Raw genomic sequence first — 16,742 nt, forward strand, 5'->3', positions numbered from 1 at the left:
TCAGGATGTCGGACGTGAGGGGGTTGTCCGCTGTCCGCCGCCGCGTCGCCGCACTGGCACAGCGTCTTCGTCAAGCGGCGAAGACCGAGGTCTATGCCTTCTGGCGCCGCCGGGCGGTGCGGCCGACGGTCGTGCTGTACGAGTCCTTTGCCGGCAACGGCATGCTCTGCAACCCCGAGGCGATCTTCCGGGCCCTGGTCTCGGATCCGCAATTCTCCCGGTTCACCCATGTCTGGGCGTTGACGAGCAAGCGGGAAAACCCCTCCGTGGTGCGCGAATTCGCCCGCTCGCGCTCAGTGCGGTTCGTGCGCCCGGGATCCTTCGCCTACTTCCGGGCCCTCGCGACCGCCGGCCACCTGGTCAACAACGCCACGTTCCCTCCCGAGTTCGGCAAGCGCGAGGGGCAGCAGTATCTGAACACCTGGCACGGCACCCCGCTGAAGCGCATGGGATATGACATCGGCGATCCCGCGACCCGTGTGGCCAATGTGATCCGCAATCTGCTCTCGGCCGACTTCCTGCTCTCGGCGAGCCCATTCATGACCGAGCATATGTACGAAAAGGCACACCTCCTCGGCCAGATCTATCGGGGCCAGGTCATCGAGGAGGGCTATCCGCGCATCGACCGCCAGATCCTGGATGCGCGGGGGCTCGCAGCGACCCGCGCGACCCTCGAGGAGAGCGGGATTCCGCTCGGTGGGCGCAAGGTCATCCTCTACGCCCCCACCTGGAAAGGCAGCTCGTTCTCGCGCCCGGAGGACGACATCAGCGAGCTCGTGTCGAGGGTGGAACGCCTGGAGGCCCTGATCGACTCGACCCGGTATGTGGTCGTGCTGAAGACCCATCAGGTGGTGCACCGCTATGCCTCCGACATCCAGGGCCTCGCGGGGCGCCTGGTGCCCAACGAGATCCCTTCGAACGTGATCCTCGGCATCACCGACCTGCTGGTCACCGACTACTCGAGTATCTTCTTCGATTTCCTGGCCACCGGTCGCCCCATCTTCTTCCTCGCTCCCGACCTGGCGGACTACGCCGGATACCGCGGCCTCTACATCGAACCGGCCGATTGGCCGGGCCCGGTGGTCGAGACCGTCGACGAGCTAGCCGAGGCGGTCAACGAGTTCGATCGCGCTGGTGCCAGCGGTGTCGTCGCCGCGAACTACCGGGCGATGCAGGCGAAGTTCGTCGCGCGGGAAGACGGACGCGCCACGCAGAGGATCGTCGATATCGTGTTCCGCGGAAACCCCGACGGATACACGGTGGCGCCGATCGCGCACGACTCGCGGCGCACCATGCTCATCCACGCCGGCGGCATGAGGCCCAGCGCGGTCACCTCCGAACTCATCGCCCTTCTCGACACCATCGACCACGAAAGTTTCGATGTCTCCGTGGTCTTTCCGCCGACTCGCACCCGAGCCGTGCGTGACCAGCAGCGACTGCTCAATCCCCGGGTGCGCCAGTTCGCCAGAGTCGGCGGTATGAACGGTTCGAAGCTCTCCCTCGCCCGACTGCGCTCGCCCCGATCGGCCACAGGGGATCCGGCCGCGCGCTCTTCCCGGGAGACTCGACTCTGGAGCGAAGAGTGGGACCGGTGTTTCGGCTCGACCACCTTCGATTTCACCCTGGACTTCGCCGGCACCAGCTCGTTCTGGGCGACGTTGATGCTGCAGAGTCCCGAATCCGTACGGTCGATCTGGCGGCGGGAGGACCGGGCGTCGGCGGGGGAGCTCGCGAAGATCCGTCCCCTGTACGGCTCCTACGATCATGTGGTCGCGGACTCGTCGGCGCTGGCCCTCATCGGAGGCGCGAGGATCCTCGCGGACTCCGCACTCCCGCTGGAGCGCGACGAGCGCGATTCGCCCCTTCCACACTGGCTGAATGACGACTCGCCGGCCGATTCGAGGATCTTCGCCTCCCTCGGGCGCCTCTCGATGGAGAACGACCCGAGCCTGCTCCTCCGGGCCTTTGCGCTGGTGCATTCCGATGCCCCGCATTCGCGTCTCGCCGTGATCGGCGACGGCCCGCTCGCATCGGCCCTTGCGGCCGAGATCGTGACGCTCGGGTTGACCGGGGCCGTGTGGCTCGCCGGGTATCGCACGGACCCATTCGCCCTCCTGCGGCGCGCGCATTGTTTCGTCTACACCGGACACGCGGCGAATCCCCGCGTGGTCACGGAGGCTCTCGTGCTCGGGCTTCCGATCGTCACGGCCGCCGTTGGACGATACCGGGGCGAGACGCCCGGTGAGCTGGAGAGTCCGACGGATGATCGTGAACTGGCCGACCGCATTGCCGCTTTCCTCTCGGAGACCCAGAGTGGTCCTTCGCTCGACTGGGCAACGCACGACGCTGCCGCTATCGCCGCGTTCACCGCCGCCATCGGGGCAGACGGGACCGCGTGATTGTGCGACACGAGCTCTACGTTCGCGTGAGCTTCAGCACGACGCTGGTGTGCTCGGGAAACTCCGCCACGACGATGAACCCCAACGAGGCGAGCACTGCCCGGTCGTAGCTGTCCGCCTCCGTTCCGGGTAGGCGGTACTCGACGAGCCAGACCGTCGACAGCGAGCCGATTCTGGCCGGGAGGGCCGAGGACGGATACACGGAGTCGTGCCAACTGGTCGTGTCGTACCAGGGGGACTTGAGGGCGACATCCGTGAGGCCCGCGAAAGAGGCCGGGTAGGTGCGCAGCGCGAGCCGCGGGGCGCGGGAGGGCCGGGTGCCCTCGTCGAACAGGATGCCCTCGCCGGGCGTCGAGTTCGTCCGAACTGTATCGGCGATCTGCGACCAGTCGCTGTTGTTCTTGGCGAAGGGTGTGCGCTCGCTCAGGTAGCTGATCGAGGACGCGCCGACTACCAGCGCGAGTAGGAGGATCGCGACTACGCGGGGCCGGATCCGGGCCAGCAGCCAGCCGATCAACAGCGCCGCTCCGGGCACGGCGAACGACAGGTAGCGCGAGGAGTAGACCGCGTGCACGGAGTTGACGGCGAGGAGGGCGACCGGAGGGCCGAGCAGCCAGGCCGCGGCGAGCGGCACCAGCGTCGGTCGCCGAGCCACGGAACCGTGGAGGAGGATGGGCGCGCCGGAGTCGCGATGCCCCCGGTAGGCGCCGATGCCCCAGATCGCGATCGCGGTGAGGATGAGCGTCCAGGCGACCCCCGCCATGAGGTCGTTGCCGAACCACTGCGTCACGACGAGGGTGCGGATGTTCGTGGAGTCTCGGCTCGCCAGGAACGCGATCTGACCGCTTTCACCGATGCCGAATCCGATCACCGCGCCGGCGATGAGGACGCTGCCGGACGCCGCCCTCGCCCACGACGTGAGAAAGTCGCGCCGCCGGGTGCCCAGTACCAGCACGACATGCGCCACCACGATCAGCAGACTGAACAGGAAGATGTAGCCGCACACCGCGAGGCCGATGGCATAGAACACCCACGGTCGTCGACCCGGTCGCTCGAGTCCGACGATGTGTACAAGCAGGATGGTGAGCCAGACCACGGCGGCCGCGCTCATCGCGTAGCCGCGCGCCTCCTCGCCCATGTAGGTGACGCGGGGAAGCACGACGCCCACGATTCCGGCGAACACGCCGACGCGGATGCCGCCGAGGCGTGACCCCAGCAGCACGATCCCCGCGACCGCCACCCCGACCGCGATCGCACTCGGGAACCTGACGGAGAAGGGAGATGCCCCGAAGGCCTCCACCCAGAAGTGCAGGAACAGATAGTAGGTGCCGTGTACCGCGTCGACGTGGCCGAGCATCCGGAAGAGCGAGGGGAGCGATCGCTCCGCCGACAGCACGCTCGCTGCTTCGTCGCCCCACAGTGACGCGATCCCGGAGCCGACCGCCGAGACCGTGGTGGCTAGCGTCCCGAGGGCGATCGCCGAGAGGGAGGGTGGAGAGAGCCGAATTCGCGGGGAACCGACACCGACGGGCGTCGCGGGATCGCGGAGATCAGTATCGCGCTGCACGGCTGCGTGCCCGCATCCGCTCAGGCAACAGTTGAGGATCCGGCTCGTCGGTGGCCTCGTCCTGTTCGTCGCCGACTTCGGCGAGGAGCACGACGACGGCCCACACTGCAAGGGCGACCACGAAGACGAGCACTCCGACCCCGCCGTAGACGATCCAGATCATGTCGAGCCTCCCATTCCCTCGGTGTCGTGGACTGCCAGCCTCCTCGATGCCTTCCCAGATATCTCTAAGACAGATGCTCGACTTCCGGCCCCGCCGCGGTCGCTGTCTTAGAGATTCCTTGGGAGCCGTCGACCACGCTAGGGAAATCGGCTGTGGCTGATTCGAGCGAGGGATGAGTCATGAAGCGATTGATCCGCCGGGCGCGACAACTGTTGAGGAGGGCCGCGGCTGCGGGCCGTGCCGAGCTCCAGGCATTGGCCCGGCGGGGTCGAGTGCGACAGGGAACGGTGCTCTACGAGTCCTTCGCCGGCAATGGCGTGCTGTGCAACCCGGAGGCGATCTTCCGCGAGGTGCTGCGGTCACCGGACCTGGCCGGGTTCCGCCACACCTGGGTGCTCGACAGCCTGCGCCGGCACCGCGAAGTGCAGGCCGAATTCGCGGGGGATTCGAGGGTGCGCTTCGTGCGGCGCCGATCCCTCGGCTATTTCCGCGCCCTGTCGACCAGCCAGTACCTGGTCAACAACGCGACATTTCCCGTCGAGTTCAGCAAGCGAACGGGACAGGTCTATCTCAACACCTGGCACGGCACGCCCCTGAAGCGCATGGGCTACGACATGCCCGACGGCGCCCTCGACTCCGCGAACACCCTGCGGAACTTCGTCGCGGCAGACTTCCTGCTCTCCCAGAACGGCTTCATGACCGAGCAGATGTACGAGTCGGCGTACCGGTTGCGCGGGGCCTTCCGTGGGCTTGTCATCGAGGAGGGGTACCCGCGGGTGGATCGTCAATTCCTCGGCGAGGATGCGGCGGCAGATGCGCGGGCGCGACTGGCGCGCGCGGGCGTCGAGTTCGACGACCGCACCGTCATCCTGTTCGCCCCGACCTGGAAGGGAACGAACTTCGGCTCGCCAGCGGACGATGCCGCCGAACTGTTCGCTCACGCCCAGGCGCTGCAGCAGGAGGTCGGTGACGGCTACCGTGTGCTGCTGAAGACCCACCAGGTCGTGCACCGGTTCGCGGCGGACCGGCCGGAGCTGCGCAGGATCCTGGTGCCGAACGACCTCCCGACCAACGTGATCCTCGGGCTCACCGACATCCTGGTCACCGACTACTCGTCGATCTTCTTCGACTTCTTGCCGCTCGCCCGTCCCCTCGTCTTCTTCACGCCGGATGACCTCGACTACTCGGCGTCCCGCGGCCTGTACTTTCCACTCGACGAACTGCCCGGACCGGTCACGCGCACGATACCGGAGCTGGCCGACGCGATCCGCACCCACGACTCCGTCAGTGCCGGGCGAGCGTCCGCATCCGCCTGGACTGATCGCTTCGCACCCCACGAGGACGGCAGTGCCTCCCGCCGGGTCGTCGACGTCGTCTTTCGCGGCCTCGCCGCGAACGCGCGCACCAGGTCCCTCGCCGAGGACTCCCGTACCTCGATGCTGCTGAGTCTCGGCGGGATGCGCTCCAACGGCATCACGAACTCGGCGCTCAATCTGCTCACGGCGATCGACCACGGCGCGTACGACGTCTCGGTCGTCTTCAATCGCCCCCGCAGTGCGCAGCAACTCGCCAACCAGCGGCGGATCCCACCCCAGGTGCGACAGTTCCACCGGGTGGGCGGCATGAACGGCAGCAAGCTCACCCACGGGTTGCGGCGACTGCAGGAGCGGTATCCCGTGCTGCGGAGGCGTCCAGAGACGGCGACCGAACAACGGATGTGGCGCTCCGAGTGGGCACGCTGCTTCGGTGATGCGCGATTCGACTCTCTGGTCGAGTTCAGCGGCTACACGGCGTTCTGGGCCTCCCTCCTTCTCCATTCGCCGGGGGGATTCCGCTCCGTCTGGCTGCACAACGACCTCGCCCTCGAGACGGTTCGATACGTCGGCAGCCGACGTCGGATGAAGCGCACTCTGCCGGCGGTGTTCAGCCTCTACCGCGACTTCGACGCCCTGGTGTCGGTCTCGGAGAGTCTCAGTCGGATCAACCGTGCCGCCCTCGCCCCGCGGTACGGCCTCGCGCCCGAACGTTTCGTCTCCGCCCGAAACCTGGTGGACGAAGCCCACGTGCGGGAAGGGCTCAGGGCACCGCTGGCATCGATCACGACCTTCGACGATGACGGTGGCGATTCGGAAGACGACGGCGGGACGCAGGATCTCCACTGGATCGAGGCGATGCAGCGTCATGACGGCACGGTCTGGTTTGCTACCGTCGGGCGATTCTCGCCGGAGAAGAACCAGGCGCGACTCATTCGCGCCTTCGCCGAGGTGCACCGACAGAGAGCGGATACCCGTCTCGTCATCATCGGCCATGGTCCCCTGCGCGCCGAGCTTCAACACGTGATCGACAGCCTCGGCCTCGCGGCGGTGGCCTTCGTGGTCGGGCCGTTCCCCAATCCGTTCCCGGTGCTCGCGGCCGCGGACTGCTTCGTGCTCTCCAGCGACTACGAGGGACAACCCATGGTGCTTCTCGAGGCGGCGCTCGCGCGGTTGCCGATCGTGTCGGTCGAATTCGATTCCGCTCACGATGCGCTTCCGGACTCCGCGATCCTCATCGTCGAGCAGGGTGACCAGGGACTGGTCGGGGGCATGACGGCGTTCCTGCGCGGTGAGGTCCCGTCGTCCTTCCTCGACGGCATCGCGTACAACCGTGATGCTCTCGCGGAATTCTGCCGTGCGGCGAGGCCGAGGCTGCAGGCCGGCGTCACGCGGTAGAGCTTCGGCGCGCGGAGGCTTTCTCAGACCTTTCTTAGTGGGGGATGGGCAGCCTCGACACCGTGGACAGTCGCCTCCCTCTCACACGCCCCTCACGCCTGGCTCCGGTCACGGCGAGCAAGGTGCCGGGAATCACCGTAGTGTTCTGGATCGTCAAGGTGTTGACGACGGGTATGGGAGAGACCACCTCGGATTTCCTGGTGCGCTCGATCGATCCGGTCGCCGCCGTCACCATCGGCGGGCTGGTCTTCGCCGGCGCGCTGGCACTCCAGTTCGCCGCGGGCCGATACATCCCGTGGGTCTACTGGCTTGCCGTCGCTATGGTGAGCGTCTTCGGCACGATGGCCGCCGATGTGACCCACATCGTGCTCGGTGTGCCCTACCTCGTTTCGACCGCCGCCTTCGCGGTCGCGCTCGCCGCGGTGTTCGTCGTCTGGTTCCGCACCGAGGGCACGCTCTCCATCCACAGCATCACGACTCGCCGGCGGGAATCGTTCTACTGGGCCGCCGTGCTCGTGACTTTCGCCCTCGGGACGGCGACAGGCGACCTGACCGCGACGACTCTGCACCTCGGATACTTCGCTTCGGGCGTGCTTTTCGCCGTGGTGATCCTGATTCCGGCCCTCGGGTACCGGATCGGCGCATTCGGCCCGGTGATCGCATTCTGGTTCGCCTACGTCACCACCCGTCCCCTCGGTGCATCCTTCGCCGACTGGATGGGGGTGTCCCATGCCCGGGGAGGATTGCAGTGGGGCACCGGTCCGGTGAGCCTCGCCCTCGCGGCGCTGATCGTGGCCGGCGTCGCCGGCCTCACCCTCAGGGATCGTCGCCGGTGACATTCTCTGGGGGATTCTTGATTCCCAGGAACTCAGGGACGCCGGGCCGCAGGGAGCAGTAGTTCGATCACGGTCCCGGACGGCGAGGTCTCGATGACAGAGGCCGAGCCTCCGAATCGCTCGACGGTGTCGCGCACGAGTGAGAGGCCGATACCGAAACCGGTGCGGGTCGTCCCGCCCCCGCCGACGGCATCCCCCGAGCGCGCGAAACGGTCGAAGATGCGGCTCGGCTCGATTCCCGTGATACCCGGGCCGTGGTCCCTCACGCGTATCAGGACGGAACCCTTGATCTCCTCGACCGACACGTCGATGGTCGACTCAGACGGGGCGAAATCTAATGCGTTGTCCAACAGGGCCACGACACAGCGGTGGATGCTGGTCGCGGGCACGACGGTAGCGGCATCCGCCGATGCCTCGAACCTGATGGACACGGAGCGCTTCGCGGCCAGGATCGTCATCGAGTCCACGGCGCGCTGCACCACAGGGGCGACCGCGATCGGCTCGTCGCTGGCCGGTGCGCGGTCCACTTCGGCCAGGGCGAGGAGGTCGTTGACGATGCCGATCAGCGTCTTGGTGTCACGGCGCAGTTCCGTGACGGTGGCGGCGGACGGATCCCCCTCGGCCAGGCCGCGCTGCAGCAGCTGCAGTCGCGCATCGAGGACCGTGAGCGGAGTGCGGAGTTCGTGGCTCGCATCGGCGACGAATGCGCGCTGGAGCTTCAGGGCGTGTCCGAGGGGACGCACCGCCCGCCGGGTCGCGAACCAGCTCATGGTGCCGGCGAGGATGATGGCGATGGCCCCGATGACGATGCCGCCGACGAGGATCTCGAGGCCTCCGACGTCGATCGTGGTCTCGTGGGATCCGACGGCGGGAAAGAGTCGACCGGGTTTGATGTGCGCGAATACGAAAGCGAACGCGGCGATGAGCACCGCGAGCACCAGGACGCTCGAGGTGATGGTGAGCTGGAGCCCGACAGCGCGGGACGCTCGACGGATGGCGCGGGCATCCGCGTCTTCCACCCGCGCGCCGTTCGATAGCCCGGTCATGGTGCTCCCAGCCGGTACCCCTGGCCACGTACCGTGGTGATGAGGTCGGCATTCGTCTTTCGTCGCACGTAGTGCACGTAGGTGTCGACGGTGCCGGGCTGGTCGCTCGCCCCGAACACCTCGCCGAGGATCTGCTCCCGGGAGTAGGTGCGATGCGGATTCTCGGCGAAGAGACGAAGCAGCTCGTTCTCCCGCTCGGTGAGGATCGTGCGTCCGTCGTAGGGCGAGTAGACCGTGCGGCTCTCCGGGTAGAACTCCCAGAGGCCGATGCGCACGAACGGTCCCTCGCCCGTGTAGACCCGGCGGATGGCCCGGAGGCGCGCGAACAGTTCATCGAACTCGAAGGGCTTGACGAGGTAGTCGTTGGCGCCGGCATCCAGCCCTCGCACCTTGTCCTGGATGGTGCCGAGCGCGGTGAGGATGAGCATGGGTGTGGTGACCCGCTTGCGGCGGAGGGTCTCGATCACCCCGAGCCCGTCGAGCCCGGGCAGCCGGCGGTCCACGATCATCACTTCGAAGGTTCCCGCAAGGGCGGCAGCGACGCCGATCGTGCCGTCGGCGACCAGGGTGACCGAATAGACCTCGTCAAGCACCTGCCGCATGAGCGGTCCGAGCTGCGGATCGTCCTCGAGCAGCAGCAGCCGGGGCCGTGGATCGGTCATCGGAGCCTCCCTCGCACGAGTGAGTCTCAGTCTGCCAATCTCCGACCAAGAATCCACTAAGAATCAAGGAATCGCCGCGGCGTCGGGCACGCCGGCGAGGAGTTCAGTCGCGGCGCGGCTTCCGCGGAGCACGGTCGGCGCGGATCTCGATCAACTTGCCGCTGATGCGGGTGCCCTTCAGCCGGTCGAGTACATCAGCGGAGAGGTTCGCCGGCAGATCGACGAGCGAGAAGTCGGGCAGGATCTTGATGTGGCCGAAGTCTTCGCGACTCAGGCCGCCTTCGTTGGCGATCGCCCCGACGATCTGGCGGGGCTCCACCTTGTGCCGCTTGCCGACCTCGATGCGATAGGTCGACATCGGACCGGCATTCGGGCGGGCCCGGCGTTCGGTGCGGTCCGCCCGCTCCGGACGGTCGCCGCGTTCGGGGCGGTCGCCCCAGTCGGCACGCTCCGTGCGATCGTGGCGCTGGGCGCGCTCGGGGGCGAGAAGCAGCGGTGTCTCGCCCTGGGCGACGATCGCGAGGGCGGCCGCGACATCCACCTCAGGCACATCGTGATGCGCGATGTAGTGGCTGATGATGTCTCGGAATCCCGCGACGCGGTCACCCTGGCCGAGGGCTTCGGTGATCGCGTCGTCGAAGCGGGCAAGGCGGGTGACGTTGACGTCCTCGACGCTCGGAAGCTGCATCTGGGTCAGGGGCTGCCGGGTTGCACGCTCGATGGCGTCAAGCAACCGGCGTTCGCGCGGGGTGACGAAACTGATCGCGGCACCGCTGCGGCCGGCGCGTCCGGTGCGGCCGATGCGGTGCACGTAGGACTCGGTGTCGATGGGGATGTCGTAGTTGACCACGTGACTGATGCGCTCGACGTCGAGGCCGCGGGCCGCGACATCCGTGGCCACAAGGATGTCGAGCTTGCCCGACTTCAGCTGGTTGACGGTGCGCTCACGCTGGGCCTGGGCGACATCACCGCTGATGGCGGCGGCGGAGTAGCCGCGGGCCCGCAGCTTCTCGGCGAGGGTCTCGGTCTCGTTCTTGGTGCGCACGAACACGATCATGCCTTCGAAGTTCTCGACTTCGAGGATGCGGGTGAGGGCGTCGACCTTCTGCGGATACGACACCATCAGGTAGCGCTGCGTCGTATTGGCGGAGGTGGTGGTCTTGTTCTCGACGGTGATCTCTTGAGGGTCATGCAGGTACTTCTTCGAGATGCGACGGATCTGCGGGGGCATCGTGGCCGAGAACAGCGCAACCTGCTTGTCGTCGGGGGTGTCGGCGAGGATCGTCTCGACATCCTCGGCGAAGCCCATCTTGAGCATCTCGTCGGCCTCGTCGAGCACCAGGTATTTGAGCTCGGAGAGGTCCAGGGTGCCTTTGGCGAGGTGGTCCATGATGCGACCGGGTGTGCCGACGACGATGTGCACCCCGCGCCGCAGCGCGGAAAGCTGCACTCCGTAGGCCTGGCCGCCGTAGACGGGGAGCACATGGACGCCGCGCATACCGGACGCGTACTGCTCGAACGCCTCGCAGACCTGCAGGGCGAGCTCACGGGTCGGCGCGAGCACCAGCGCCTGCGGGTTCTTCTGGGCGAGGTCGAGACGGGAGAGGATGGGCAGGGCGAATGCTGCGGTCTTGCCGGTGCCGGTCTGGGCGAGGCCCACGACATCGCGGCCGGCGAGCAGCGGAGGGATGGTCGCGGCCTGGATGGCCGAGGGGGTCTCGTACCCGACATCCTTGAGTGCCTTGAGCACCTGGTCGGTGAGTCCGAGTTCGGAGAACGTGAGCGTGGCGGGGGCAGTCACTGCCTCGCTGGGCATGGTGGTGTCAGCAGGCGTCATGGTCTAACGGTAGCGCTTCGCCGCCCGCGAGCACTGCGCGCCGGGTCAGGTGATCGCGACGGTCTCGTCCCCGGGGCTTTTCCGATTGCGGCCAACCGACATACGGTTTCACTTACCTATTTGCGAACAAAAACTAAATGGACATGACGAGTCCTGGCGCGCAGACTTCGGGCATGACCTCGACACGCGTGCTCCTCGCCGGCCTCGGCGTCGTGCTGCTCTGGGCCAGCGCATTCCCCGCGATCAGCGTCGCGGCGCCCGGCCTCGGCGTGATCGGGCTCTCGTTCGTGCGCCTGGTCGTCGCCGCGATCGCCCTCCTCGTGGCGGCTCCCTTTCTGCGCGTTCGGATGCCCGCTCGCCAGGATCTGCTGCTCATCCTGGCCTGCGCTTTCTTCGGAATGACCGCCTACCAGCTGCTCCTCAACGCCGGGGAGCTCTTCGTGCCGGCCGGCACCTCGAGCATCATCGTCGCGGCGGCGCCGCTCGTCTCCGTCGGTATCGCCGCGATCGCATTCCGCGAACGGCTCGGTGTCGTGAGAATTCTGGGCAGCGTGCTCGCCATCGGTGGGGTGCTCCTCGTCTGCCTGGCGCGAGCCGGCCTCAGCCTCAGCGCCGCCGTCTGGATCGTCGTGGCCGCGATGGTCGTGCAGGGCGTCTACCACCCGCTCTCCCGGTTGCTTCTTCGCACCTATTCCGCGGTCGAGGTCGCCACCTACGCGATGATCGCCGGCACGGTGATGACCATCCCCTTCGTGCCGTTCGGCTGGCACCAGGTCGTCTCGGCCGGGCCGCAGGCGTGGATCGCGGCGGTCTATCTGGGGCTGCTGCCGTCGGCGGTCGGTTTCGTGCTGTGGGGCTATGCCGTCGCGCGGCTGCCGGTCGTGACATCCACTTCCCTGCTGTATCTCGTGCCGGCCGTCGCCGTGCTCATCTCGTTCTTCTGGCTCGGGGAGGTGCCGCTGGTGCCCGAACTGGTCGGGGGAGCGGTGGTGATCCTCGGTGTCGTCGGCATCAGCCAGGGCGATCGCATAGTCGGGCGGCTGGCGCGTAGACGAGCTCTGCTGATCGAGTAGGTCGCTCAGCGACCGTCCCTCTGCTGATCGAGTTGGTCGCTCTGCGACCGTGTCGAGATCCGGCTCCGAGCGGGGCGGGAGCGCAGCCCTCTGCTGATCGAGTAGGTCGCTCAGCGACCGTGTCGAGATCCGGTCGCCGAGCGGACTCGTCTCGGCGTCATCCGCTCACCTCTTCTTCTCCCGAACTCACCGCCACAAATCAGTCTCCACAGTTCGATTCGCCCCCGCCGAATCCGCGGTGGAATGTCGGTGGTGCGCGGTGGAATTCAGTCATGGAAACGACCGCGGTTGCAGCTCCCGAGCTGGATCGCGCGACCGATTCCCTGGTGCTGACGCCCGCTCTCACATCCAGTTTTCTCGACACCATGGGGGAGCTGATCGACGATGTCGCGGAGGCCGATCGCGTCATGGCGCAGGCTGCCGCACACCGCGCGGCGCTCATCGACCAGGCGCGGAGTTGGAGCGAGGCCACATCGTCCCTGATGCCGGCGGACACCTCCGAGGTGCGGCGGTGGAGCGCTGCAGCGGTCGCCCGACGCTCGCTGGTGAGCGAGCTCGCTGCGGCCCTGCGACTGCCGGAACGCACCACCGAGAACCTGATCGAAGAGAGCCGATTCCTGCTGCGGGAGCTGCCCGCCACCCTGAGCGCCCTCAGCGACGGCGACATCAGCTATCGGCACGCGCAGGCGATGATCGACCACGCCGGCTCACTGCCTGTCGAAGCTCGCCGTTCCTTCGAAGAGGCCGCTCTGCCGTTCGCACTAACCCTCACCGCGAGCCGGTTCGACCATCGCGTGCGGGTGCTGCGGGAGCGGGCGCATCCGGAATCCATCGAGGTGCGACACGCCACCTGTCGCGACAAACGCGAGCTGTCTCTGGATCCCGCGCGCGACGGCATGGCGTGGCTCACCGCCTACCTTCCGGCCGACACTGCGCACGCCATCTTTCAGCGGGCCACCGACGCCGCCGTCTCCCTGCAGGGCGAGGGTGAGACGCGAACCCTCACCCAATTGCGCGCGGATGTCTTCGCCGACCTGCTCATCGACGGAACCACTGACTCGACTCACCACACCCCGAACCTCGGTGCGGGGATCCGGGCCCGGGTGCTTGTCACCGTACCCGTGCTCAGCCTTCTCGGTCACGGCACCGAGCCCGCGGTGCTCGAAGGTTACGGACCGATCGACCTCGCCACCGCCCGTCAACTCGCGGCCGGCGCCCCAGGGTTCGTGCGCATCCTCACCCACCCCGAGACCGGGGCCGTGCTCTCCCTCGGCCGGGACCGCTATGCGATCCCTCCCGACCTTCGCGCCTGGCTGCGAATGCGAGACGAAACGTGCCGGGCGCCGGGATGCGGCGCGCCCGCCCGCCGCTGCGACCTCGACCACACACAGGACTGGCAGCACCGCGGGCCCTCGAATCACGACAATCTGGCGCATCTGTGTCCGAAACACCACGACCAGAAACACCACACCCGCTGGTCGGTCGAGCACCTCGGCGGTGGCGACCTCGAATGGACTTCGCCCACAGGCCACCGCTACGTCACCGAGCCCGCCACCCGGATGGAACCGCCCCCGCTGATCGAGTAGGGAGCGCCAGCCTGTGCTGATCGAGGAGGGAGCGCCAGCCTGTGCTGATCGAGGAGAAAGCGCCAGCGACCGTGTCGAGATCCCCCCGCTGATCGAGTAGGGAGCGCCAGCGACCGTGTCGAGATCCCACCGCCGATCGAGCAAAGCCCGCCGACTCGCTCAGCCCCCGAGCGCTCCCAGGATGTGCAGCGATCCCGCGGCCATAGCGGGGAAGGTCTCGCGGTAATACGGCAGTGCGATCGCCGCCTGCGCCAGCGCCCAGCCGCGACCGCGGTCCCATTGGTCGTCGTCGACCCCGAGGTGCGCGCGAAAGACGTCTCGAGACGGAGCGGGGAGCATGCTCCAGGCAGCCATGAGGTCACAGGACGGATCGCCCACTCCCGCTGCCGCGAAATCGAGAATGCCACTAAGTCGCCCGCCCGACAGGAGCACGTTGCCGGAGAGCAGGTCGCCGTGTGCCCACACCGGAGCGCCGGCCCAGGGCTGGGCGGCCAGCGCGCGATCCCACAGTCGAAGAAGGGGTGCCACGTCGACGAGATCGGCGACCTGCGACAGGCAGGCCCGAATGTCTCCGTCCAGGGAGTGCAGGGAACCGCAGCGGTACCCGACGGGCGCTCCGATCGGGTCGAGCAGCCGCATCCCGGAGATGAAATCGGCGAGATCGATGGCCAACCCGTCGGGATCCTCGAGCCCATCGGGCTCTGCGGTTCCGCCCTCAAGCCAATCGAGCACCAACCAGGGCTGAGGGTAGGCGGAACTCGGTTGGCCGATTCCGAGCACGGACGGGATCGCGACCCCCAGGCCGCTCGCGAGCCTCGGCAACCACTCCGCCTCGAACTCGATACCGCTGGAATCGGGCACGAACGGCAGTCGGACCACCATCGAGTCGCCGAGCCGGTACATCGCGTTGACCGTTCCCGTGGCGGCGAGCGACACCCGCAGGGAAGCCCACTGCGGAAATTGCTCACGCACGAGGCGCCGGACGACCTGATCGTCCAGGGGGATCTCGACCGCGTGCATCCGAGTGGCCATGTGGAGGGGATGACGGGAATCGAACCCGCGCCATCAGTTTGGAAAACTGAGGCTCTACCATTGAGCTACATCCCCATGGGCTGCCGGCCGGAGCCGATTGCGCGGTTACCACCTTATTACATGAGCGCGACAGCGAGAACCAGCGCGCAGGAACGGTGCGATAGGCTTGGCAAGGCCTATTTTGGGGCGCTTCGCGGCGTACCGTCGCTGGGCCATCGGGCCTGACGGGCCCATCGGGATGTAGCTCAGCTTGGTAGAGTGCTCGGTTTGGGGCCGAGATGTCGCAGGTTCGACTCCTGTCATCCCGACATACAACCCCATGTAGCACGCCCCGAGAATCACGCACAAAAGAGCAAGCAGGAGAACCAACGTGAAGACCACGGTCGAGAAGCTGAGCCCGACACGAGTGAAGCTGAGCATCTCAGTCACTCCCGATGAGCTCAAGCCCAGCATTGATCACGCGTACAGCCACATCGCCGAGTCGGTCAACATCCCCGGCTTCCGTAAGGGCAAGGTTCCGCCGCCCATCATCGACCAGCGCGTCGGGCGCGACGAAGTGCTCAACCACGCGGTGAGCGATGGCCTCGACAAGTTCTACCGCCAGGCCATCGAGGAGCAGAAGATCCGCCCGCTCGGTCGTCCCGAAGCGGATGTCACGGGCCTGCCGAGCACGAAGGACTTCTCCGGCGACCTCGAGGTCACTGTCGAAGTGGACGTTCGCCCGGAGTTCACCGTTCCCGACCTCGACGGCATCACCCTCACCGTCGACGCCATCGAGGTGACGGATGACGAGGTCGAGACCGAGCTGCAGAACCTGCTCTCGCGCTTCGGCACCCTGATCACCGTCGACCGCCCGGCGGCCACTGGCGACTTCGCCCAGATCGACCTCGTCGCCACCATCGGTGGCAACGAGGTGGACACCGCCAACGCGATCTCGTACGAGGTCGGATCTGGGGACCTGATCGACGGCATCGACGAGGCCCTCGACGGCCTCAGTGCCGGCGAGACCACGGTCTTCGAGTCCAAGTTGCTCGGTGGTGACAACGAGGGCGAGTCCGCGGAGATCACCGTCAAGCTCCTCGCGGTGAAGGAGCGCGAGCTCCCCGCCGCCGACGACGACTTCGCCCAGATCGCCAGCCAGTTCGACACCATCGCCGAGCTCAAGGACGACATCAAGGTGCAGGTGGGCCGTTCGAAGGTCTTCGGTCAGGGCACCCAGGCGCGCGACCAGGTCGTCGACAAGCTCCTCGAGTCCGTCGAGATCCCGGTTCCGCCGCAGCTCGTGCTCGATGAGGTGCACCGTCACCTCGAGAACGAGAACCGCCTCGAGGACGAGGTGCACCGTGCCGAGGTCACCGAGTCGAGCGAGAAGACGTTCCGCAGCCAGATCCTGCTCGACACGATCGCTGAAGCCGAAGGGGTCAAGGTCAGCCAGGACGAGCTCACCCAGTACCTGATCCAGGGTGCGGCCCAGTACAACATGGAGCCTGGCGAGTTCATCAAGGTGCTCGACTCCAACGGTCAGATCCCGGGAATGATCGGTGAAGTCGCCCGCGGCAAGGCACTGGCGATCGTGCTGTCGAAGGCCAAGGTCGTCGACTCCAACGGGGACGACGTCGACATGACCGAGTTCACCGCTCCCGTCACCGGCGCGACCGACGGCGAAGACTTCGTCGAGGCAACGGCCGGCACGGGAGACCACGAGGGTCACAGTCACGGTGGCGGCAAGGACAGCCACGGTCGTTCGGCTAACAACGAGCACTACGGACACGACCACAAGTAGTCCAGGTACTGCGGGGTCACACCCGTTCCAACCCGGCGTTCGATGGC

General features: G+C 67.1%; 12 protein-coding genes and 2 tRNA genes. 7 read left to right on the plus strand and 7 right to left on the minus strand.

Translation table 11 applies throughout. The features are described from left to right. Nucleotides 1–5: 5 nt before the first annotated feature. Nucleotides 6–2,399 (plus strand): CDP-glycerol glycerophosphotransferase family protein, encoded by a 2,394-nt coding sequence (locus tag ACVXZ4_RS06590; protein ID WP_461797929.1) that lies wholly within the window; start codon nucleotides 6–8, stop codon nucleotides 2,397–2,399. A 16-nt stretch (nucleotides 2,400–2,415) separates the two neighbouring features. Here ACVXZ4_RS06590 and ACVXZ4_RS06595 read toward each other — a convergent pair whose 3' ends face one another. Together ACVXZ4_RS06595 and ACVXZ4_RS06600 are read right to left on the minus strand one after the other, a co-directional pair. Next, on the minus strand, nucleotides 2,416–3,966 hold the full coding sequence (locus ACVXZ4_RS06595) for a glycosyltransferase family 39 protein (RefSeq protein ID WP_461797437.1): 1,551 nt from the start codon (nucleotides 3,964–3,966) through the stop codon (nucleotides 2,416–2,418). Further along, complete coding sequence (locus ACVXZ4_RS06600; protein WP_461797438.1) at nucleotides 3,950–4,129, minus strand: hypothetical protein; 180 nt, start codon at nucleotides 4,127–4,129, stop codon at nucleotides 3,950–3,952. The genes ACVXZ4_RS06595 and ACVXZ4_RS06600 overlap by 17 nt, the downstream gene beginning before the upstream one ends. A gap of 179 nt (nucleotides 4,130–4,308) precedes the next feature. Here ACVXZ4_RS06600 and ACVXZ4_RS06605 point away from each other — a divergent pair, with 179 nt between their 5' ends. Together ACVXZ4_RS06605 and ACVXZ4_RS06610 are read left to right on the plus strand one after the other, a co-directional pair. Beyond that, on the plus strand, nucleotides 4,309–6,840 hold the full coding sequence (locus ACVXZ4_RS06605) for a CDP-glycerol glycerophosphotransferase family protein (protein ID WP_461797439.1): 2,532 nt from the start codon (nucleotides 4,309–4,311) through the stop codon (nucleotides 6,838–6,840). A gap of 62 nt (nucleotides 6,841–6,902) precedes the next feature. Further along, nucleotides 6,903–7,676 carry a COG4705 family protein gene (locus tag ACVXZ4_RS06610; protein ID WP_461797440.1) on the plus strand — a complete coding sequence of 258 codons (774 nt, stop codon included), beginning with the start codon at nucleotides 6,903–6,905 and terminating at the stop codon, nucleotides 7,674–7,676. 32 nt (nucleotides 7,677–7,708) lie between these two features. On the opposite strand, the gene ACVXZ4_RS06615 is transcribed toward ACVXZ4_RS06610, so the two are convergent. From ACVXZ4_RS06615 to ACVXZ4_RS06625, 3 genes are all read right to left on the minus strand, one after another. Further along, nucleotides 7,709–8,722 (minus strand): sensor histidine kinase, encoded by a 1,014-nt coding sequence (locus ACVXZ4_RS06615; RefSeq protein WP_461797441.1) that lies wholly within the window; start codon nucleotides 8,720–8,722, stop codon nucleotides 7,709–7,711. Continuing rightward, on the minus strand, nucleotides 8,719–9,384 hold the full coding sequence (locus ACVXZ4_RS06620; protein ID WP_461797442.1) for a response regulator transcription factor: 666 nt from the start codon (nucleotides 9,382–9,384) through the stop codon (nucleotides 8,719–8,721). Before ACVXZ4_RS06620 ends, ACVXZ4_RS06615 begins: the two co-directional genes overlap by 4 nt. Before the next feature lie 103 nt (nucleotides 9,385–9,487). Further along, complete coding sequence (locus ACVXZ4_RS06625; RefSeq protein WP_461797443.1) at nucleotides 9,488–11,221, minus strand: DEAD/DEAH box helicase; 1,734 nt, start codon at nucleotides 11,219–11,221, stop codon at nucleotides 9,488–9,490. Between the two features lie 173 nt (nucleotides 11,222–11,394). Between ACVXZ4_RS06625 and ACVXZ4_RS06630 the strand changes: the two genes are divergently transcribed. Beyond that, nucleotides 11,395–12,294, plus strand: coding sequence for a DMT family transporter (locus tag ACVXZ4_RS06630; protein WP_461797444.1), 900 nt, complete (start codon nucleotides 11,395–11,397; stop codon nucleotides 12,292–12,294). A gap of 272 nt (nucleotides 12,295–12,566) precedes the next feature. Then, complete coding sequence (locus tag ACVXZ4_RS06635; RefSeq protein WP_461797445.1) at nucleotides 12,567–13,880, plus strand: HNH endonuclease signature motif containing protein; 1,314 nt, start codon at nucleotides 12,567–12,569, stop codon at nucleotides 13,878–13,880. Between the two features lie 159 nt (nucleotides 13,881–14,039). Here the strand turns inward: ACVXZ4_RS06635 and ACVXZ4_RS06640 are convergent, their stop codons facing one another. After that, on the minus strand, nucleotides 14,040–14,912 hold the full coding sequence (locus ACVXZ4_RS06640) for an aminoglycoside phosphotransferase family protein (protein WP_461797446.1): 873 nt from the start codon (nucleotides 14,910–14,912) through the stop codon (nucleotides 14,040–14,042). Nucleotide 14,913: 1 nt separating this feature from the next. After that, nucleotides 14,914–14,987 (minus strand) — tRNA-Gly (locus tag ACVXZ4_RS06645). 159 nt (nucleotides 14,988–15,146) lie between these two features. Here ACVXZ4_RS06645 and ACVXZ4_RS06650 point away from each other — a divergent pair. Continuing rightward, nucleotides 15,147–15,220, plus strand: a tRNA-Pro gene (locus tag ACVXZ4_RS06650). Between the two features lie 62 nt (nucleotides 15,221–15,282). Continuing rightward, nucleotides 15,283–16,695, plus strand: a complete 1,413-nt coding sequence (gene tig, locus ACVXZ4_RS06655; protein WP_461797447.1) for a trigger factor — start codon at nucleotides 15,283–15,285, stop codon at nucleotides 16,693–16,695. Nucleotides 16,696–16,742 lie beyond the last annotated feature (47 nt).

Source organism: Lacisediminihabitans sp. FW035, from assembly GCF_054880895.1.